We start from the raw sequence: 21,622 nt of genomic DNA, 5'->3' as shown, positions 1-21,622 counted from the left end.
TGCCGGGTGAGGGGTGTGGGGTGGTTGCGGGGGATGTGGTGCGGCTGGTGAGGGAGGTGTTGCCGGACTACATGGTGCCTGCGGTGGTGGTGTTGCCGGAGGGGTTGCCGTTGACGTCGAACGGGAAGGTGGATCGGGCCGCGTTGCCGGTTCCGGAGGCGGTGGTGGTGGAGGCGTCGGGTTCGCGGGGGCCGGGTACGCCGATGGAGGAGCTGTTGTGCGGTCTGTTCGCGGAGCTCCTGGGGGTGGAACGGGTCGGTGTCGACGACGACTTCTTCGACCTCGGAGGTGACAGCATCGTCTCCATCCGCCTCGTCGCGCGGGCCCGCTCGCGCAACGTCGCGATCTCCGCCCGAGACGTATTCCGCCACAAGACCGTCGCCGGCCTCGCCAAGCACGCGCGCGAGAGGCAGCCCAAGCCGGAGAAGACGGTGCAGGAGCAGGGCGGACCCGGCTCACCGACCCCTGACGACGCCGGCTCCCTCACCCCCATCCTGCACTGGCAGCGCGAGCGGGGCGGACCCGTCGACGGGTTCCACCAGTCGGTATGCGTCCGCACCCCCGCCGACCTGACGCCGCCCCGGCTGCGCACCCTCCTCACGACGCTGGTCGACCGCCACGACGCCCTGCGCATGCGGCTCCGACGCGGCCCCGGATGGCGATTCGAGGTGCAGCCGCGCGGATCGGTCACCCTGCACGAGGGGATCGTGCGCGTCGACGCCGCCGGGCTGGACGAGGCGGCGTACGAGCGCCTGATCCGCACCGAGGCGGACCGGGCCAGACAGCGCCTCGCGCCGGAGAGCGGCACGATGCTCCAAGCCGTGTGGTTCGACGCCGGCCCCACCAGCCCCGGGCGGCTGCTGCTCATGATCAACCACTTGGTGGTCGACGGAGTCTCCTGGCGGATCCTGCTCCAGGACCTGCGTGACGCCTGGAGCTCCCTTGCCGACGACACCGCACGCCGCGCGGCCGCGGACACCACGGGCCCCCTGCTCGCGTACGCCGAGTGGGGTGGTCTGCTGAAGCGGAAGGCGGTGGAGCGAGCCGGGGAACTCCCGTTCTGGGAGAAGCTGTTCGACGGAGCGGACGACGCGGTCGAGGGCGCCGGACTGGTCTCCGGTCGCGATGTGCTGAGCACCCAGGCGACCGTCGTCCGCGTCCTGACGGCGGAACGCACGAAACCGCTGCTGACGAGGGTGCCCTCAGCGCTCGGCACGGGGGTGAACGCGGTTCTGCTCGCCGCGCTGAGCGTGGCCGTCGGCCGGTGGCGGGCGGCCGGCCGGACCCGGGACACGGAACCGTTCCTGGTGGACGTGGAAGGCCACGGCCGGGAAGAGATCGTGGACGGCCTGGACCTGTCCTCCACCGTCGGCTGGTTCACCAGCATGTTCCCCGTGCGTCTCGGCGGGGCGCAGGGAGGCGCGGAAGCCGAGGCCCGAGCCCTGCAGGAACAGTTGGACGCGATGCCGGACAAGGGACTCGGATTCGGCATCCTGCGCTACCTCGACCCGCACACCGCACCGGTCCTGGGCCGGCTGCGTCAGCGGCAGATCCTCTTCAACTACCTCGGTACGTTCGACCGTCCGGACGACGCCGACTGGGGGCTGGCCCCCGAGGCCGGGGCGGTGAACAGCGGCGGCGATCCGGACCTGCCGCTCACCCACCTGCTCGAGGTCTCGGCCCTCGCCGTACACCGGGCCGACGGACCCGAACTGCACGTCAGCTGGGCGTACCCGGGCCACGTGCTGGAACGACACCAGGTGGAGGACCTGGCGGACCACTGGTTCCGCGCCCTGGACGAACTGACCGCGAACGTGCAGGAAGAGGAAGCCTGAGATGACCACCGCGCCTCACGAGCGACCGGGCCCGCCCACCCCACTCCAGAAGGGCCTGTTCTTCCACACGGCCTTCGACGAGGACGGACAGGACGTCTACACGATCCAGCTCACCCTCGACTTCGACGGTGTGCTGGACAGCCTCGCCCTGCGGGACGCCTGTCGTGCGCTGCTGCGCCGGCACGACATCCTGCGCTCCGGATTCCGCACCGACGCGTCCGGCGAGGTCGTTCGGTTCGTGCTCCCCGACGCCCCGATGGCCTGGAGGGAGATCGAACTGCGGGAGCCGGATCCGGCCGCCGCGCGAGAAGAGGCCGCCCGCATCGCCGAGGAGGAGCGGCGCGAGCGGTTCGACCCGGCCGACCCGCCCTTGATCCGCTTCCTGCTGATCCGCCTCGAGGAGCAGCGGTGGCGCTTCGTGCTGACGAACCACCACATCATCCTCGACGGCTGGTCCACGTCCCTGCTCGTCGACGAGCTCTTCCAGCTGTACGAAGGACACGAGCCGGAGCCGGCCCCCAGCTTCACCTCCTACCTGGACTGGCTGGCCGACATCCCCACCGAGGAGGCGGCGGAGGCGTGGTCCCGCGCGCTGCACGGCATCGCGGGCCCCACCCTGGTGTCGCCCGAGGCGGGCAGCGCCGGCACGGTCGTCCCCCAGCGGGTCGTGCGCGCCCTCCCGGCCTCCCGTACCGCGGCACTCACCGATCTGGGCAGACGGTACGGCGTCACGCTCAACACCGTCGTCCAAGTGGCCTGGGGACTGGTCCTGCGCCAGCTCACCGGTCAGGACGACGTGCTGTTCGGCATGACCGTCTCCGGCCGGACGGCGGACGTCGACGGCGTCGAGACCATGGTGGGGCTGCTCATCAACACCGTGCCCGTGCGCATCCGGGTGACGGCCGACGACACCGTGCTCACCCTGCTGGAACGGGTGCAGGACGAGCAGCTCGACCTCTTCGAACACCACCATCTGGGCCTGGCCGAGATCCAGCAGCGGATGGGGATCGGCCGACTGTTCGACACCACCATGGCATTCGACAACTACCCCGTCGGCGATGCCGACCGGCACCTGGGTTCCGCCCGGCTCGTGACTGCCGGAGGGTTCGACGCGACGCACTACCCCCTGACCCTCGTCTGCGCCCCGGGCGAGGAACTGCGCGTCCGCCTGGACTACCGGCCCGACCGTTTCGACCGCGCGACGGCGACCCGGTACTGCGACTGGCTTCTGCACACGCTCAACGCCCTTCTCGACGACCCGGAGCGACCGGTCGCCGAGCTCTCCGTCCTCACCGGGGAGGAGCGCCGCCGGATCCTGGTGGACTGGAACGACACCGCCCTCGCGGTCCCCGACACGACCCTGCCCGAACTGATCGAGCGCTGGGCGGCACGGACTCCCGACGCACCGGCGGTCGTGCACCGGGGAAGCGTGCTGTCGTACGGCGAACTGAACCGCCGGGCGAACCAGCTCGCCAGGGTCCTCCTGGACCGCGGGGCCGGACCGGAGACCCGGGTGGCTCTGGTGCTTCCCAGGAAGCCCGAAACGGTGGTGGCCCTGCTGGCCGTGCTCAAGGCGGGCGCGGCGTACGTGCCTGTCGACGCGGGCTACCCCGCGGCGCGCATCAGGCACATGCTGGACGACGCCCGGCCGCTGCTGGCCGTCGTCACGGCGGAGGCCCCCGTGCTGCCGTCCGGTCTGCCGCGCCTCGACCTGGACGACGAGCCGACCCTGCGCCACACCCAGCGGCGCGACGCCGGCGACATCCGGGACACGGATCGGCCGAGCCCGCTGCTGCCACGCCACCCGGCCTACGCGATATACACCTCCGGCTCCACGGGAACACCCAAGGGAGTCGTGGTGGAGCACGCGAACGCGGTCAACTTCGTCGCCACGGTGACCGAGCACTTCGGTCCGGAGGGCATGGCGAAGACCCTCGCCGCCACGTCCCTCAGCTTCGACGTCTCCGTTCTCGAGATCACCGCGACACTGGCGCACGGGGGCTGTCTGGAGCTCGTCGACGACCTCTTCGCGCTGCTGGAGCGGGACCGCTGGCGGGGGAGCCTGTTCGGCGGCGTCCCCTCGGCGCTGACGAGCGTGCTGACGGGCGGGCGCACGGAGCTCGACGCACCGCATGTGGTGCTCGGCGGTGAGGCGCTGCCACGGGCTCTGGTGGACGCCATCCAGGGCCGGGTTCCCGGCAGCCTGATCACCAACATCTACGGCCCGACGGAGGCGACCACCTACTCGACGTCCTGGCGGCACACCGACGGACCGCGCGAGGGAGCGCCGCCCATCGGCCGTCCGGTCCCGAACGCGCGGGTGTACGTGCTGGACCGCCGTTTGCGCCCCGTGCCCGTAGGGGTCGAGGGAGAGTTGTACATCGCCGGGGCCGGGGTGACCCGGGGCTATCTGGGACGGCCCGCGCTGACCGCCGAGCGCTTCGTGGCGTGCCCGTTCGGTGCCGCGGGCGGACGGATGTACCGCACCGGCGACCGGGCGAGGTGGCGGGCCGACGGGCAACTCGACTATCTCGGCCGGCTCGACGCACAGGTGAAGATCAGGGGCTTCCGGGTCGAGCCGGGCGAGGTCGAGGCGGCGCTGCTGCGCCACGAGGACATCGCCCAGTGCGTGGTGGTCGTGCGCGAGGACCGCCGCGAGGACAAGCGACTGGTCGCGTACGCGGTGACGGAGTCCCCGGACACGGTGCTGGACGCCGCGGAGGCGCGGAGGTTCGTCCGGGGCCTGCTGCCCGACCACATGGTTCCGTCCTCGGTGGTCCAGCTGCCGCGGCTGCCTCTCACGCCGAACGGAAAACTCGACCGTGCGGCCCTGCCCGCTCCCGTCCACCAGCGCTCGGGCCGTGAGCCGCGAACCGCTCAGGAGGAGGTGCTCTGCGCGCTCTTCGCCGAGGTCCTGGGCCTGAGCCGGGTGGGCGTGGACGACGGGTTCTTCGAGCTCGGCGGGCATTCCCTGCTCGCGACGCGTCTGCTCAGCAGGATCAGGGCCGTACTGGGAGCCGAAGTCTCCGTCCGCACGCTCTTCGAAGCGCCGACCGCGGACTCGCTCGCCCTCAGGCTGGAGGGGCACGGCCCGGACATCGGGCTCGACGTGGTGCTGCCGCTGCGTCGCGGCGACGGCCGCCCGCTGTTCTGTGTGCATGCGGCGAGCGGTCTCGCCTGGTCGTACGCGCGACTGCTGCCCCATCTCGACCCCGGTGTAGCGGTCCACGGCCTGCAGTCGCGTGCGGTCGGCAGGCCCGAGGCAGGGCGGCAGAGCCCGGCGGACATGGTGCGTGACTACGCCGAGCACATCCGGACCGTCCAGCCCGTGGGCCCCTACCGGCTGCTCGGCTGGTCGGTGGGAGGCAACATCGCGCATGCCGTGGCCGCACACCTGGTCGCGGAGGGAGAAGAGGTCGAGTTCCTCGCTCTGCTCGACTCGTATCCGCCGGCGGACACGGCCCTCCTGCCCGACCCGGGTGAGATGCTGCGCCGCGTCCTGGAGGACGTGGGGTTCGCCGCCGACGGCACACCCCCGGAGCAGCTCGCGGCCCTCGGCGAAGAAGCGGTCGAGGGGGTCCGCATGACGGCGGAGACCGCGGTCGAGATCCTGCGCACGGAGCCGCCGCGAGGCTCCGGGATCGACATCGTCCACTTCCGGGCCGCCGCCGCGACCGAACCGGAGGGCAAGGAGCCGAAGGAATGGGAGCGGTTCGGCGGCGGTGGCCTGACCGTTCACGCCGTCGACTGCGGGCACCACCAGATGCTCGACCCCGCACCTCTCGCCACCCTGGGCGCGGTGCTGTCCAGGCTGACGGAGAGCGACCGGAAGGCCGCTGGATGATGCTGCGCCTTTTCGCGTCGCGCGACAGTCGCGCCTACCTGATCGGCCAGGTCTTCTCGCTCTTCGGTGACAGCGCGCTGTGGCTGGGCATGGGCGTGTGGGTCAAGATCCTCACCGGCAGCAGCAGCAGTGCCGGCCTCGTCATGTTCGCCTTCGTCGCGGGCCAGCTGCTCGCGCCGCTGAGCGGCATGCTGGTGGACCGGGTCAGGCGCCGTCCGCTCATGATCGTCACGAATGTCGTGACGGGGCTGCTGGTGCTGTCCCTGCTCGCGGTCCACGACGAGGACGACATCTGGATCATCTACGCCGTCATGTTCCTGTACGGCGCGGCGGCCGGCTTGCTGGAAACCGCGCAGACGGCGTTGCTGCCGGCGCTGCTCCCCGCCCACCTGCTGGCGGAGGCCAACGGCTTCCTCCAAGTGGCCAGACAGGGACTGAAGTTGCTGGCCCCGCTGGCGGGCGCGGGAGCGGTGGTCACGGTGGGGCCGCACTGGGTGGTGATCGTCGACGCGCTGACCTTCGCGGTCGCTGTCGCGGCCCTCGCACGGACACGCGTGGACGAGCCCGCCCCACAGGGCCCGGCGGACGGTGAACACGAGGCATGGGGCCGAAGGCTGTGGGCGGGGGTCCTGCACATCAGGGGCGTCCCCGATCTGCGGCGGCTGATGGTGGCGAGCATGCTCACCATGACCGTCTTCGGCTTCCCCCAGACCGCTCTCTACGCGATCGTGGACGGGCTGCACCGCTCGCCGGACTTCATCGGCGTCCTGATCAGTGTGCAGGGCGCGGGTGCGATCGCCGCGGGACTCGTGGCGGGCAGGGCGGTCCGCCGGTTCGGTGAGCGCGGTGCGGCCACCGCCGGGTTCGCCTCCTACGCCCTGGGCGCCCTGCTGCTCGCCCTGCCCTCGTTCCCGGCGGTGTGCGCGGGTGTGGCCCTGTGCGGTGCCGCCGTGCCGTGGATCCTGGTCGCTCTGGTGACGATGGGCCAGCGGCTGAGCCCGGCCCATCTGCAGGGCCGCGTGCACGCGGCGTTCAGCATGCTCAACGGCGTTCCGCAGACCCTGTCCATCGTGGTCGGGGCGTGGTTCGTCTCGGTGGTGGACCTCTGGGCGGTCATGGCCTCGATGTCCGCGGTCGTCTTCGTGGCGGCGGCCTATCTCGGTCTGCGCAGGAACTCGCAACGTGATCAAGGAAGTCGGTTATGGAAGAAACGCGAACGAACCATGGTTCGCCCTGGTTGATCGAATGGCCGGTCGCCGTCGAGCCGCCCCTGTTGATGGTGTGTTTCCATCACGCGGGAGGGGGAGCCGGACAGTTCCGGGCCTGGCAGGACTCACTCGGTGCCGATGCCCGGCTGCTCGCCGTGCAGTTACCGGGTCGCCAGACCAGGTGGGCAGAGGAGCCGATGACCGACATCGGCGCCATGGTGGAAGCCCTCGTCCCCCCGTTGCTCGCCCGTCTCGATCGCCCCTACGTGGTCTTCGGGCACAGCATGGGCGGGATCCTCGGGTACGAGCTGACCCGTCGGCTGGGTGAGGGGTACGACCGGTGGCCCCGCCGTCTGATCGTCTCGGCTACGCCCGCGCCCCATCTGCGGCGCGGCGGGCCGGACCCGGAGGGGATGGACGACGACCAGCTCGTGGAGAGCCTGATCGCCTCCGGAGTGGTACCGGCCTGGGTGCGCGAGGATCCCGAACTCCGCGAGGTGCTGCTCCGGCCCCTGCGCGGTGACTACGCCGCCGGCCGTGCGTACCGCCACCGGCCGGGACCGCCACTGCCGTGCCCGACGACCGTGCTCGGGGCGACGGGGGACACGATCAGCACCGAACTGCTCGACGGCTGGAGAAGCTACACGGCCGCCGGATTCACCCGGCGGATGTATCCCGGAGACCACTTCTACCACCTCGATCCCGCGTCGGGCCTGCTGGCGGACCTGGCCGGGCTCGTCGCGGCCGACACCGCCCTCCTGGCCACAGGTGCCCACGCGGAGGGGACGACACGATGACGAGGGGATACCCCGCCCCGGACGGCGGCTTCGTGGACCTGGCGGATCCGATGCTCCACGCGAGCGGCGATCCACACGCCGCGTGGCGGTGGTTCCGGGAGAACGCCCCGGTGCACTGGAGCGTCCGCCCCACCGGAACCGCCTACTGGTCCGTCACCACCTACGCCGAAACCTCCCAGGTATTGGGGGACGGAGCGTTGTTCAGCTCCGCGCAGGGCATCCGTCTCGAGGCGGAGACCGAGGCGGTCGCGGCAGCCTCCGGAAAGCTGCTGATCGTCACCGACGCCCCACGGCACGGGAAGATCCGGCGGATCATCGGCTCCGCTTTCACCGCCCGCACCGTGCGCCGGCTGGAGCACACCATGCAGCGCACCGTTGCCGAGCTGCTCGAGAAGGCTCTCGTGAAGGAGGAGTGCGACCTTGCGCAGGTCGCGGCCCGGCTGCCCGTCGCCGTCATCTGCGATCTGCTGGGCGTGCCGCGCGAGGACTGGGAGTTCATGCTGGAGCACACCCGCGTGGCGTTCGAGTCGATGGAGGGGAACGGCACGGCGGGCAAGGACGCCATCGCCTCGCACACCGAGATCCTCCTGTACTACGCCGACCTCGCCGAGAAGCGGCGCCGCGACCCCCGGGACGACGTCATCTCCGCACTCGTCCACGGCACGGTGGACGGCACGCCGCTCACCGACGAGGAGGTCTACCTCAACTGTGACGGCCTGATCTCCGGTGGGAACGAGACGACCCGGCACGCCATGGTCGGTGGAGTCCTCGCCTTCGCTCGCGAACCGGAGCAATGGCGGCGGCTGCGGGCCGAACCCGAGCTGATCGACAGCGCGGTGGAGGAGGTCCTTCGGTGGACCACGCCCGGCACGCACATCCTCCGCACGGCGACCCGTGACACGGAGCTCGGCGGTCAGCGGATCGAGAAGGGCCAGAGCGTCGTGGCGTGGATCCCCTCCGCCAACCGGGACGCCCAGGTCTTCGCGGACCCCGACAGGTTCCGCCCGGACCGGAGGGCCAACCGCCACCTGGCCCTGGGACTGGGCGGCCACTACTGCCTCGGCAGCGCTCTGGCCCGCGCCGAACTGCGTTCCTTCCTCGCCGAGCTGGCACGCCGGGTGGAGACGGTCGAGCGCGTCGGCCCTGTCCGGAGAGTGCCGTCCCATCACATTTCCGGATTCGAGTACGCGCCGGTGCGCCTCGTCAGGGCGGCGGGCGGCGAAGAGAGCAAGGGGGACCGTGCGATGACGGCGAAGCTGCCCGAGCGGTGTGCGTATGACTTTGTGGTGGATGGGTTGGGTGTGGGTGGGGTTGCGTTGGTGGGGGAGGGGGTGGAGTGGTCGTATGAGGAGTTGGACCGTCGGGTGTGTGTGCTGGCGGGGGTGTTGCGGGGGCGTGGTGTCGGGCCTGAGGTGAGGGTGGGGGTCTGTCTGGGGCGTGGTGTCGATGTGGTGGTCGCCGTGCTGGCGGTGTGGCGGGCCGGGGGGGTGGCGGTGCCGTTGGATCCGGGGTATCCGGTGGGGCGGCTGGGGTTCATGGTGGATGACGCGGCGCCTGCTCTGGTGGTGACGTCGGGTCGGTGGGTGGACCGGTTGCCGGTGGGTTGTGGTGTGTTGCGGGTGGAGGATGTGGACTGGGCGGGGGGAGTCCCGTTCGGTGGGGACGCGGGTGTGGTGCCGGCGAACGCGGCGTACGTGGTGTACACCTCGGGCTCGACCGGCCGGCCCAAAGGCGTCGTCGTCCCCCACCGTGGTCTCGGCGCCGTGGTCACCGAGCAGCGCCGCCGCTTCGGCATCCAGGTCCGGGACCGGGTGCTGTCCTTCTCGTCACCGAGCTTCGACGCCTGGATCTTCGAACTACTCCTGACCTTCGCCGCCGGAGCCACCCTCTGCGCTCTGCCGTGGCCGGAACCCGACTTGGTCCGGCTGGCCGAGCACCTGCGGACCACCCGGGTGACCGTGGCCATGTTCCCTCCGGCCGCCCTGTCCGTACTGGAGGACGAGCACCTGCCCGACCTGCGGATCGTCATGGTCACCGGGGAGGTCTGCCCACCGGCGGTGGCCCGCCGGTGGGCCGCGGAACGCGCCTTCTTCAACTGCTACGGACCGACCGAGACCACCATCTGGGCCGCCTGCCACGGCCCGCACCGCGGGCAGGTGGGCACCTCGGTGCCGATCGGTACGCCGGTGGCCGGTACCCGGGTGTACGTGCTGGACGGTGCGGGACGGCAGGTGCCGCACGGGGTGGCGGGCGAGCTGTGCGTCGGCGGCAGCGTGGTCTCCCGTGGTTACGGGGGACGGCCGGGCCTGACGGCCGAGAGATTCGTCCCGGACCCCTTCGCCACGGAGCCGGGGGCCCGGATGTACCGGACCGGTGACCGGGCCTGGTGGGGAGAGGACGGACAGCTGCACTTCGGAGGCCGACTGGACCGACAGGTGCAGATCCGCGGCTTCCGCGTCGAACCCGCCGAAGTCGAGCATCGGCTGCGTGCGCTGCCCGGAGTCGACGAAGCCGCCGTGGTCGCCTACGGAAGCGCCGGGGAAACCGGCGGTGTTCGCCTGGCCGCCTTCGTCCTCCTGGCCGAACCGGGCAGCGGCCGACAGGAGCGGCTCGCCGCCGCACTGGCAGCGGAACTGCCCGCCCACATGGTTCCCGAGACGATCGCCCCGCTGGACGAACTGCCCCGAGCCGTCAACGGCAAGATCGACCGAGAGGCGCTGTCCACCATGGCGGCGCAGCACGCCCGCACCGCGGGCGCCGCCTCCGGGCAGGAGGACCGGCCGGCCACGGACACCGAGCGGGTGCTGATCGAGATCTGGCAGGAGATCTTCGAGCGCGACGGGCTCGGCGTCGCCGCCGATTTCTTCGGTATGGGCGGCCACTCCCTCCTCGCGGCCCGGTGCGCGGCCCGCATCCGGACCCGCCTGGCGGTCGAGTTCCCGCCCCGCGCCATCTACGACACACCCGTACTCCGCGATCAGGCCGCGGCCATCGACAACTTGGGCCATGCCCCGGTCCGCACCATCCGCCGCGCCTCCCGTGCACGTTTCGTCCGAGACTGACCCCACGAGACCGAGGAGTCTCCCGCGCCATGAACAGCACCGTGGATCCCGTCGACGACGCCGACACGTACGTCATGCCCGCCTCCTTCGCGCAGGAGCGGATGTGGGTGATCGAACAGATGGAGGACGACGCTCCGGACTACAACATCCAGTTGGGGCTTCGGTTGAGCGGACACCTCGACGTCCAGGTCCTGGAACGGGCCGTGCGCGCGGTCTTCCGGCGGCACGAAGTGCTGCGCACCACCTTCACCACGGAGAACGACCGGCTCTTCCAGGTGATCGCCCCGCCGGAAGCCCCCGTGCACATCGAGCACGTCGACTTCACCGACACCGCCGATCCCGAGGCCGAACTGCACCGCTTCCGCTTGCGGGAGCTGCGCAGTCCCTTCGACCTCGAGAAGGGGCCGGTGGTACGGAACCACCTCGTCAAGGTGACGGCGGACGACCATGTCCTGCTCATGGTCATGGACCACGTCGTGGGGGACGCGTGGTCCCAGCGGGTGCTTCAGCGCGAGCTGACCACCCTGCACCGGGCCTTCATGCGGGGTGAGCCCGACCCGCTGCCCGAGCTGTCGATCCAGTACGCCGACTACGCGATCTGGCAGCGGGAGCAGATGGAGGCCGGCGAGTACGCCGGGCAGCTCGCCTTCTGGAGGGACACGCTCGGCGACAACCCTCCGCCGCGCATCGACCTGTCCGCCGAGCCCGGCCGTCGCCAGGGCCGATACGGAGACCTGCGTTTCCCGCTCCCTCTCGACGTGATGGAGAGGCTCGACAGCTGGGCCCGCGGTGAGGGCGCCTCGCTCAACGCCGCCCTGCTGGCCCTGTACAGCCTGCTCATCAGCCGGCGCAGCGGCCTCCACGACCTGGCCATCGGCAATCTGACCGGTAATCGCCCGCAGGCCGAACTCGAGGACCTCATCGGGTTCTTCGTCAACTGCGTCGTGCTGCGCCTGGACGTCTCCGGCGATCCGAGCCTGCGGGAGCTGATGCTGCGCGCCAGGGACACCGCCCTCGATGCCTACGCGCACCAGGACGTGCCCTTCGAGCGGGTGGTCGAAGAGCTTCAGCCGGTGCGCGAGCCGGGCCGCCAGCCCCTGTGCGACGTGATGTTCCAGCTGAGTGACGTGGACATCGAAACCGTTCGATACGAAGGCGTCGAGGTGGCGGTCCTGCCCGTCGAGAGCGCCCCCGCGCCGATCGACCTCCTCCTTTCGGTGATGAAGGAGAAGGGGCGGTACGAGGCGGTCTGGGACTACGACACCGATCTGCTCGACGAAGCCGCCATCACGCGCCTTCAGCGGGGATTCGAGGAACTGCTGCACCTGCTGGTCGCCGACCCGGAGGCCCGGGTGGGCGACCTCGACGGGCTGGGAGACATCGAGCGCCGCACCCTTCTGGAGGACCGGAGCGGCCGCCGGTCCGGTGGTTCCGTCGAGCGGTGTGCGTATGACTTTGTGGTGGATGGGTTGGGTGTGGGTGGGGTTGCGTTGGTGGGGGAGGGGGTGGAGTGGTCGTATGAGGAGTTGGACCGTCGGGTGTGTGTGCTGGCGGGGGTGTTGCGGGGGCGTGGTGTCGGGCCTGAGGTGAGGGTGGGGGTCTGTCTGGGGCGTGGTGTCGATGTGGTGGTCGCCGTGCTGGCGGTGTGGCGGGCCGGGGGGGTGGCGGTGCCGTTGGATCCGGGGTATCCGGTGGGGCGGCTGGGGTTCATGGTGGATGACGCGGCGCCTGCTCTGGTGGTGACGTCGGGTCGGTGGGTGGACCGGTTGCCGGTGGGTTGTGGTGTGTTGCGGGTGGAGGATGTGGACTGGGCGGGGGGAGTCCCGTTCGGTGGGGACGCGGGTGTGGTGCCGGCGAACGCGGCGTACGTGGTGTACACCTCGGGCTCGACCGGCCGGCCCAAGGGCGTCGTCGTCCCCCACCGGGGCTTCGCCGGACTCGCCGCCGAAGCCGGCGTACGCTTCGGCGCCACTCCTGAGGACCGGGTGCTGTCCTTCTCGTCACCGAGCTTCGACGCCTGGATCTTCGAGCTGGTGATCGCGTTCGCGTCCGGGGCAAGCCTGTGGGTCCCTCCACTGGACGCGGACACCGGAGCGGTCCTCCTGGAAGAGCTGGCGCACTGGCTCCGCGCCCAGCGCGTCACCATCGCCACCCTGCCGCCGTCCCTGCTCGCGGCGTTGGTGGACGAACCCCTTCCCGAGCTGCGCGTCCTGTCCTCCGTCGGAGAGCCGTGCGCGCCTGCCCTCGCCGAACACTGGGCCGTGGGCCGGGTGCTCCTCAACGGATACGGACCGACCGAAACCACCGTTGCCGCCACCCATCACCGCATCGTCGAGGGACGGGTGGGCACCTCGGTGCCGATCGGTACGCCGGTGGCCGGTACCCGGGTGTACGTGCTGGACGGTGCGGGGCGGCCGGTGCCGCACGGGGTGGCGGGCGAGCTGTGCGTCGGCGGGCCCGGAGTGGCCCGTGGTTACGGGGGACGGCCGGGGCTGACGGCCGAGCGGTTCGTCCCGGACCCCTTCGCCACGGAGCCGGGGGCCCGGATGTACCGGACCGGTGACCGGGCCTGGTGGGGAGAGGACGGACAGCTGCGCTTCGGAGGCCGACTGGACCGACAGGTGCAGATCCGCGGCTTCCGCGTCGAACCCGCCGAAGTCGAAGCGGTGTTGAGCGGCTGCCCCGATGTGTCCGAAGCCGTGGTCGTCCCCCGTGACGACGCGGCGGCCGGGCGCGAACTGGTGGCTTTCGTGACCGCTGCGGCCGGCGGAGCCGCCGACCCCGAGAAGCTGCGGGAGGTCTGTTTCGCCGCCCTCCCGGCGGCCTGGGTCCCCGCGCGGATCACCGTCCTCGACGCGCTGCCGACCCTGCCCAACGGCAAGACCGACCGCGACCTGCTGGCCGCCATGGGCCCGGCGGCGAAGCCACAGCCCGACAGTGCCGAGGCGGAGGCGCTCAGCCCTCTGGAGGAGCTGATCGCCGACATCTGGGGCGAGGTGTTCGACCGGGGCGAACTGGGCCGCAGGGCCGACTTCTTCGAACTGGGCGGCCACTCGCTCCTCGCGTCACGGATCATCGCCCGGGTCCGGGCCGAACTGGACCTGCCGGTTCCCGTCCGCATCCTCTTCAACGCTCCGGTACTCCGCGATTTCGTCACCGCACTGGTGGCCTTCGAAGCCGCGCAAGGCAGTTGATCCCGACGAACTGCCCCCCCGGTACCCCGTAACCCCCTGCAACGAAAGGCTCAGCCATGCTCGCGTCCGACCTGCTGACCGCCCTCGACCTGCCGGACCAGGACCCCACTCACCTCACCCCCTCACGTGCACGGTTCCCCGACGGCGGCGACTACCGGACCGAAGTGCCCGTGGTGAACGGCTTCGCCACCTTCCAGGCACTGGTCAGGCGCAGCCAGGTGCACCGGACCACCGTCAACCGGGTCACCGAGACCCTCGGCATGTTCCGGCACACCCGCCGGGAGCTCGCCGACTACGTGGCCCTCGCCCGCGACGAAGGGATCTCCCTGCTGATGTCGGTGGGGCCGCGCGCCACGTACGACACCAGCGCCAGCCGGTCCTCGGCGCACGGGAGCTACCTCGGCTACCGGCTGCGCGGGATGGACCAGATCCGCCGCGCCCTGGATGACATCCTGCGAGGGGTCGATCTCGGGATACGCGGATTCGTCGTGTACGACGAAGGTCTGCTGTCGGTGGTGGGCGAGGCCCGCCGGCAGGGTCTGCTACCACCCGACGTGTGGTTCAAGGCGTCCGCGCACATGGGCTGCGCGAATCCGGTGTCGGCCCGGCTGCTCGAACGGCTGGGCGCGGACAGCGTCAACCCCGTGCGCGACCTGCCGCTCGGTACGATCCGGGCGATCAGGGGGCAGATCTCCATCCCCATCGACCTGCACACGGACAACCCGCCCAGCTCAGGGGGGTTCGTCCGCACCTATGAAGCGCCCGACATGGTCCGGATGGCGCGTCCCGTCTACCTCAAGTCGGGCAACTCGGTCCTGCGCGAGCACGGTCAGTTCACCGACGCGAGCGACGGTGAACGCATGGCGGACCAGGTGGCCATCGTGCGCGAGGTGCTGGAGCGCTTCGCCCCCGAGCTCAGGCAGAGCCCGGCCCAGGCGCCCGTCTGCGATCCGGCAGGTGTCGCATGAGCGCCGGTACCACGACGGCCCAGGACGTACGCGCGGCCCGGGTCGCCTCCCGGGGGGCGGGCGACCTGACCCCGCGGGACAAACAGCGTGTCCTGCGCCGTATCGCGGAACTGACCGAGGCCCGGCTGGACGACATCCTCGCCCGCAACAAGGCGGAGGCCGACGCGCTCGCCTCCCGCTCCGACAGCGGCCGCCCCGCCGGCCGCGCGCTGCTGCGACCGGCCCGCCTGGAACGGATCGTCCGGGGAATCCGCGACCTCGCCGACGCCGACGACCCGGCGGGCGCGGTACGGGACCTGTCCCGTCAAGCCAACGGCCTTCTGGTCGGACGGATGAGGGTGCCGCTCGGAGTCCTCGCCGTCATCTACGAGAGCCGCCCCGAGGTGACACTCGAATCCGCGGCCCTGGCGATCAAAAGCGGGAACGCCGTACTGCTGCGCGGCAGCGGCGACTGCCCGGACACCAACGGTGTTCTCGCCGACGTGGCGCGCGACGCGCTGCGCGCCGAGGGTCTCGACCCGGACATCGTGCGGCAGCTCGAGTCCCCGGATCGGTCCGCCATCTGGGACCTGGTCACGGGTGACGAGCCCGTCGACCTCGTGGTGGCGAGAGGAGGTGAGGGGTTCCTCGCGGAACTGCGGGAGCGCTCGCGGTATCCCGTGCTGAGCTCGGGCGGCGGCAACTGCCATGTGTACGTCGACGAGGAGGCCGATCTCGATGCCGCCTCCCGCATCGTCGCCAACGCCAAGCTGTCGGATCCGAGCATGTGCAACGCCGTCGAGACGCTGCTGGTCCACGCCTCCCACGCCGACGACTACCTGCCCAGGCTTCTCGGCGAACTGTCGGACGCCGGAGTGGAGTTGCGCGGATGCGAGGCATCGGTCCGGGCTCACCCGCTGGTCAAACCCGCCACCGAGGAGGACTGGGCGACCGAGTACCTGGCCCCGGTGCTGGCCGTGCGCGTCGTACCCGGCGTGGAGCAGGCGATCGCCCATATCGCGGCCTACGGCACCGGCCACTCCGAAGCCATCTTGACCACGCGGTACGAGCATGCCCGGCGTTTCCAGTACGCCGTCGACGCGGCCGCCGTCTACGTCAACGCCTCTACCCGGTTCACCTACGGATACGAGTTCGGCACCGGCCCGATGCTCGGCATCTCGACGCAGAAACTGCACGCCCGCGGACCGCTCGGCGTGCGCGATCTCATGGCGGAGAAGTACGTCATCAGTGGTGACGGACAGATCAGGGAGACCCCGTGACAAGCCCGGCACAGACACCTCGGCAGAGCACGATCCGCGGCTCGCTGGCAGCGATCAGGGAGACGCGGCCGCTGGTGCACCTGATGGCCAATCTGGTCTCGATGCCGGCCTGCGCCCAGGCGGTCAACTCGCTCGGAGCGGCCACTCTGTTCGCGCACGTGCCCGAGGAGGCCGTCGAAGTGGCGCTGACGGCCTCCGCCGTCGTCATCAACATCGGCACGTCGGTGCCCGGTTCGGGTGACACGGCCGTGGCCGTGGCCCAGGCGTGCGCGCACGCGGGAATCCCCGTGGTGCTGGACCCCCTCGGCGCGGGCGCCAGTTCGTACCGGGCCCGGCTGGTCCGCCGCCTTGTCGACACGGGCGCCGTCACGCTGATCTCCGGCAACGCCGCGGAGCTGGCCGTCCTGGCGGGGATCGAGGCCGCCTCCCGCGGCGCCGACTCGCTCTCCACCGCCCTGCCGCCGGACGAGGTGGCAGCCCGGGCCGCCACTCGTACGCGCACGGTGGTCAGCCTCTCCGGGGTCACCGACCACGTCAGCGACGGGGCCCGCACGATCCGGGTCACCGGCGGTCACCCGGTCATGGGCCGAGTGGTCGGCACCGGCAGCGTACGGACGGCCGTGCTCGGAGCGTTCCTCGCGGTGGGTGCCGCCGACCCCTTCGGCGCCGCCCTCGAAGGGACCCGTGCCTTCTCGAGGGCCGGTGAGCTGGCCGCCGCCGCGGGCCGGGGCCCGGGCTACTTCTTCCCCGAGCTCTACAACGCCCTCGATTCACTGCGGGACTCGGACATGACAGCGGCCGGAGCGGAGAGCCACGCGTGAAGACCCTGCTGGTGCACGATCTCGGAGGGCCCGCGCCCGCCTACACCCTGCCGGCTCTGCGGGCACGGTCGGACGTGGCCCTCTATGTTCCGAGGCCCGAGCGCTGGGACCCGACGACACTCGGTGTGCCCGACAACGGAGCGGTCACCGTCATGTTCGACGAGGGCGGGTGGGACGTCAGCGACGAGGAGGAGGCTGCTCGCAGGATCGTCGATGCCGCCGTCACGTGGCAGGCGGACGCCGTCCTCACCTTCAGCGAGTTGTGGACCGTACCGGTCGCCATCGCCGCGGAGACCCTCGGTCTGCGCGGCGCCTCACCGGCCGGCGCGCGGCGCGCTCGCGACAAGCTCCTGATGCGCCAGGCGCTCGCCTCGGCGGGATTCCGCGCCCCTGAATTCGCTGAGGTCACAGGACCGGCCGACGTGGTGCGCGTCCTGGGCGCCTCAGGACCTGGCGGAGTGCTCGTGAAGCCGCGGTACGGCATGTCCGCAGTCGGCATCAGGCTCGTGGAGGACGCGGCGCAAGCCGAGCGGGTCCTGGCGGAAAGCCTGGCCGGCTACACGGCCTTCGGTATGCCCGCCGACCCCGATCGGGCCATGCTCGTCGAAAGCCGGCTCGTCGGCGACACCGGCGACTGGTACGTCCGACCGGGCCTCGGCGACCAGATCTGCGTCGAGGGGCTTGTCGTCGAAGGGACGTACGTACCCCTCGGTATCACGGACGTGCTGCCAAAGGTTCCTCCCTTCACCCAGAGCGCCCATGTCTCGCCCACCTCCCTGACGCCGGACGCGCAACACAGGGTTCTGGACACTGCCCGCCGGGCGGTCGACGCCCTGTGCCTGCGCACCTGTGGCACCCACGTGGAGCTCAAGCTGATGGCGGACGGACAGTGCGAGATCATCGAGATCGCCGCCCGCTACCCGGGCCGCACCATCGTCGATCAGAGCGACCGGGCCTACGGCACCGATCTGGTGGGTCTGCTCGCGGACGCGCTGCTGGACGCGACCCCGTCCCTGCCGCCCGCCTTGGAACCCGGACCGGACGCCGAGCGGGCCGCGGCCGCGACAGTGCACCTGTACGCGAGCGAGTACCTGGAAGGTCTCCCGACCCCCTTCGGGTACAGGGGGATCGAGCCGCCACCCGCCACACTCATGGAACCCTCCGTACGCATCGCGGCCTTCGACGAACGCACCCACGGATGGCCCATGCACGGGGTGGGCGACGAACAGCCGAACTGGATCGTCCGCATGTACCTCGAGGGCCCCTCGGTCGACGCGGTGTGCCGAAGCGCGAACAGGGTCCGGTACGAGACGCGACTGCGCCGCACCGACGAGGCCGGGGCGGCACGCCCATGACGCACCACATTCCGCCCGCCGCACTCTTCCCCGGGCCGGCCGATTCGGTCTTCGACGCCATGAACTTCCTCAGCGAGGTCGCCGAACGCTATCCCGACGCGGTCTCGTTCGCCGCCGGGCGGCCGTCCGAGGAGCACTTCGACGCCGACAGCATCCCGCGCCACATCGAGGTCTACCGGCGCTACCTGCGGGACACCGTCGGCCTCTCCGACAGCGCGGTCCGGCGCCGGCTCATGCAGTACGGGCCCGCCAAAGGGATCGCACGGGAGGTGATCGCCGAACATCTGCTGCGCGACGAGGGCATCAGCGCCGACCCGGAAGCGATCGTCACCACGGTCGGGTGCCAGGAAGCCATGTACATAACGGCCCGGGCCCTGCACAGCCATCCCGACGATGTGCTGCTCGCCGTCTCACCCACCTACTCGGGTTTCATGGGCGCTGCGGCGCTCGCGGGGATCCGTGTGCTGCCGGTGAAGGACGGGTCCGAGGGCATAGACCTGGACGATCTGATCCGGCAGGTGACTTCGGCCCGGGCAGCCGGACTACGACCGCGCGCCCTGTACGTCGTACCGGACTTCGCCAACCCGTCCGGCGCCACCATGGGCGAGACGGTCCGGGCCGGCCTCCTGGAGCTCGCCGACCGGTTGGACCTGCTCATCGTGGAGGACAGTCCGTACCGCCTGATCGGTGGCGCAGGACGGCTCCCCTCGCTGAAGGCCCAGGACGCCGACTGCCGGGTCGTACACGTGGGCAGCTTCGCCAAGACGGTCTTCCCGGGGGTGCGGGTGGGCTATTGCCTGGCGGACCAGCGGACCGGGCCCGGAACCGTGCTCGCGGACCAGCTCGCCAGAATCAAGAGCATGGTCACGGTGAACACCTCTCCGGTCACCCAGGCGATCGCGGCCGGATGCCTGCTGGAGCACGGCTACAGCCTTGAAGGGGCCAACTCGCGGGAGACCGAGGCGTACCGGCGCAACATCGCGTACCTCGTGGCCGGTCTGGCGGAGCGATTCGGCCCGGACGCCCGCGACGAGTACGGCGTGTCGTGGAATGTGCCGGCGGGGGGCTTCTTCGTCGTGCTCACCACGGACTTCCCCGTCGGCGACGCGCTCCTCGAGTACTCGGCGGACCGGTACAAGGTGCTGTGGACGCCCATGCACCATTTCTTCCACGGTGGTGAACAGCCCACCGGGATGAGGCTGTCCAGCAGCTCGCTGACTCCGACGGAGATCGACACGGGCCTGGACCGGCTTGTCGCGATGGTCGCCGACGTCCGGAGCCACGGCCTGGGTGAGCAGACCGGACCGAAGGAGCATGAGGCATGGAAGAACCTGTGAGCGGGCAGAGTGCCCCGCAGGTGGGCCAGGCCGGGCGGTCGGCCCTCGAGGAACGGATGCTGGCCAGGAGGGCACGCCGTCGAAGCTTCGGAACGCCGCGCCCCGCGGTGCTACCGGCGAGCTTCGGCCAGGAGCGTATGTGGCTCGCGGAACAGTTCGACACCGGCACCCCGCAGGAGAATTCCGTCTTCCTGCTGCGCCTGCGCGGCAAGCTCGACATCGTCGCACTGCGTCGGACCGTGTCAGAGCTCAGTCGGCGCCACGAGGTGCTGCGCACTGTCGTGCGCGACGAGGGCACCCTGACGCAGGTGGTACTCCCGTACGAGGAGGTCGCGCTCCCGGTCATCGACATGCCGGCCGGTGCGGACCCGGATGCCGAAGCCGAGCGCTTCGGCCGGGGCCGGCTCGCGCGGCGATTCGATTTCGGGGCGGAAGCGCCGGTGGCGTGGCACGTCCTGCGTACGGCGGCCGAGGACCACACCGTGGTGCTCTGCATGCACCACATCGTCGCGGACGGCTGGTCCGAGGGCGTTCTCAACCGTGAGCTGTCGGCGCTGTACGCCGACTTCGCATCCGGGAGCGGTCCGAGCCTGCCTGAACCGCCCATGCAATACGCCGACTTCGCGCTGCGACAGCGCGCCCACATGTCGGGTGCGACGTTGGAACGCGGTCTGGCGCACTGGCGCGAGCGGCTGGTCGGGGCGAGCCCCGCGACCACCCTGCCGATGAGCCGGCCACGAGCCGACCACCGCAGACGGCCCGGCCAGGTCCACTCGGGACTCCTGCCAGGAGAAGTGGTCGAGGCCGCGCAGCAGGCCGGCGCCGGCGAAGGCACGTCGACGTTCATGACCTTGATGGCCGCGTTCGCCGTCCTGATGTGGTCCGGATCCGGCCAACAGGACTTCGTCGTCGGTACGCCCGTCGCAGGCCGCGACCTGCCCGAAACCGAGACCATGCTCGGGGTGTTCATCAACACGCTGCCCCTACGGGTCACCGTCCACCCCGATGACAGTTTCGCAGCCGTTCTCGGCCGGGTCAGGGAGTGCTTTCTCCACGACATGGAATTCGCCGATGTCCCGTTCGACAAGGTGGTGGAAGCGGTCCGTCCAGAACGCGAACCCGGCCGCGCACCGCTGGTACAAGTGCTGTTTCAGCTGGACAACACCGAGTTCGAGGAGCCGCGGCTGGAGGGGCTGGCCCTGTCGTACCGGCAGTTGTTCGCCGACGTTTCCACGCTCGACCTCAGCCTCGCCCTGGCACGGCGGGGCAGCGACTACACGGGTGTCTGGCGCTACCGAGCAGACCTGTTCGACGAATCCGCCGTGCAGTTGATCGAGGAGCGCTACGCATCGATCCTGCGCGAGGTTGCGAAGCGGCCCGACACGGCCCTGCGGGAGCTCGATCTTCGAGGAGAGCGGGAGCGGGATCTCCTCACGACTCAATGGGCCGCCCCAACCGCTCCGACCGCTCCGGTTCTCGAGGTCACGGATGCCCGACTCTTCGAGGAGCGCCTCACCTATGGCGAACTGGTGGCCGAACTCTCCCGGGGGAGGCGCCATGTCGGACACGTGCAGGTCACCCCCTCCCTCCTGGAGGCCGTGGACACCTTGCCGCCCGCGACATGCGGTGTCGTGCCGCACAGGGAGCCGCGCCACGTCACGGTGCTCCGCGAGTTGTTCGCCCAGCTGCTCGGCCTTCCCTCGGTACCCGCCGACGGAGACTTCTTCGAGCTGGGCGGCCACTCGCTCCTCGCCGCCCGGCTCGTGGGACGGATCCGCTCGGCGTTCGGTGTGGAGATCGGACCCCGCCAGATCTTCGAGCTGCCCACCCCGGCCCGGCTGGCCCGTGTGCTGGGTGATGCAGGGCCGGTGACGCTGGAGGGCCGGTGACCCGGTGACCGGCCCTCCAGCATCGCGATATGCCAGGTCGGCCTGGGGGAACG

At 70.9% G+C, this 21,622-nt stretch carries 12 protein-coding genes; all 12 read left to right on the top strand.

Annotated elements, in window-relative coordinates; all coding sequences use genetic code 11:
- The first annotated feature begins 110 nt into the window (after positions 1–110).
- The 12 genes from ACFVZH_RS30930 to ACFVZH_RS30875 are packed head-to-tail and all read left to right on the top strand — an operon-like array spanning position 111 to position 21,569.
- A complete protein-coding gene (locus ACFVZH_RS30930; RefSeq protein WP_384902457.1) occupies positions 111–1,835 on the top strand; it encodes a condensation domain-containing protein in 1,725 nt (574 codons plus the stop codon).
- 1 nt (position 1,836) lies between these two features.
- The gene (locus ACFVZH_RS30925) at positions 1,837–5,679 is read left to right on the top strand and encodes an amino acid adenylation domain-containing protein (protein ID WP_384902455.1); all 3,843 of its coding nucleotides are present in this window, start codon (positions 1,837–1,839) and stop codon (positions 5,677–5,679) included.
- Positions 5,676–6,920, top strand: a complete 1,245-nt coding sequence (locus tag ACFVZH_RS30920) for an MFS transporter (RefSeq protein WP_384902454.1) — start codon at positions 5,676–5,678, stop codon at positions 6,918–6,920. Before ACFVZH_RS30925 ends, ACFVZH_RS30920 begins: the two co-directional genes overlap by 4 nt.
- Positions 6,881–7,684: a thioesterase II family protein gene (locus ACFVZH_RS30915; RefSeq protein WP_384902452.1), complete on the top strand. Its 804-nt coding sequence runs from the start codon at positions 6,881–6,883 to the stop codon at positions 7,682–7,684. The genes ACFVZH_RS30920 and ACFVZH_RS30915 overlap by 40 nt, the downstream gene beginning before the upstream one ends.
- The gene (locus ACFVZH_RS30910; protein ID WP_384902450.1) at positions 7,681–10,746 is read left to right on the top strand and encodes an amino acid adenylation domain-containing protein; all 3,066 of its coding nucleotides are present in this window, start codon (positions 7,681–7,683) and stop codon (positions 10,744–10,746) included. Before ACFVZH_RS30915 ends, ACFVZH_RS30910 begins: the two co-directional genes overlap by 4 nt.
- A 29-nt stretch (positions 10,747–10,775) precedes the next feature.
- Positions 10,776–13,940, top strand: coding sequence for an amino acid adenylation domain-containing protein (locus tag ACFVZH_RS30905; RefSeq protein ID WP_384902448.1), 3,165 nt, complete (start codon positions 10,776–10,778; stop codon positions 13,938–13,940).
- 56 nt (positions 13,941–13,996) lie between these two features.
- Entirely contained in the window at positions 13,997–14,908 is a 912-nt protein-coding gene (locus ACFVZH_RS30900) for a U32 family peptidase (RefSeq protein WP_384902446.1), read from the top strand.
- Complete coding sequence (locus ACFVZH_RS30895) at positions 14,905–16,167, top strand: glutamate-5-semialdehyde dehydrogenase (RefSeq protein ID WP_384902444.1); 1,263 nt, start codon at positions 14,905–14,907, stop codon at positions 16,165–16,167. The genes ACFVZH_RS30900 and ACFVZH_RS30895 overlap by 4 nt, the downstream gene beginning before the upstream one ends.
- Complete coding sequence (gene thiM / locus ACFVZH_RS30890) at positions 16,164–16,988, top strand: hydroxyethylthiazole kinase (RefSeq protein ID WP_384902443.1); 825 nt, start codon at positions 16,164–16,166, stop codon at positions 16,986–16,988. The genes ACFVZH_RS30895 and thiM overlap by 4 nt, the downstream gene beginning before the upstream one ends.
- Positions 16,985–18,343 (top strand): ATP-grasp domain-containing protein, encoded by a 1,359-nt coding sequence (locus tag ACFVZH_RS30885; RefSeq protein WP_384902441.1) that lies wholly within the window; start codon positions 16,985–16,987, stop codon positions 18,341–18,343. The genes thiM and ACFVZH_RS30885 overlap by 4 nt, the downstream gene beginning before the upstream one ends.
- Complete coding sequence (locus tag ACFVZH_RS30880) at positions 18,340–19,680, top strand: PLP-dependent aminotransferase family protein (RefSeq protein ID WP_384902440.1); 1,341 nt, start codon at positions 18,340–18,342, stop codon at positions 19,678–19,680. The genes ACFVZH_RS30885 and ACFVZH_RS30880 overlap by 4 nt, the downstream gene beginning before the upstream one ends.
- Positions 19,665–21,569 carry a condensation domain-containing protein gene (locus ACFVZH_RS30875; RefSeq protein ID WP_384902438.1) on the top strand — a complete coding sequence of 635 codons (1,905 nt, stop codon included), beginning with the start codon at positions 19,665–19,667 and terminating at the stop codon, positions 21,567–21,569. Before ACFVZH_RS30880 ends, ACFVZH_RS30875 begins: the two co-directional genes overlap by 16 nt.
- Positions 21,570–21,622: the final 53 nt, after the last annotated feature.

Origin of the sequence: Streptomyces sp. NPDC059534, assembly GCF_042743475.1 — a bacterium.
In the GTDB taxonomy this organism is placed as follows: domain Bacteria; phylum Actinomycetota; class Actinomycetes; order Streptomycetales; family Streptomycetaceae; genus Streptomyces.
Note: the sequence above shows the minus strand (reverse complement) of the source record. Positions and strands in the feature narration are given on the sequence as shown.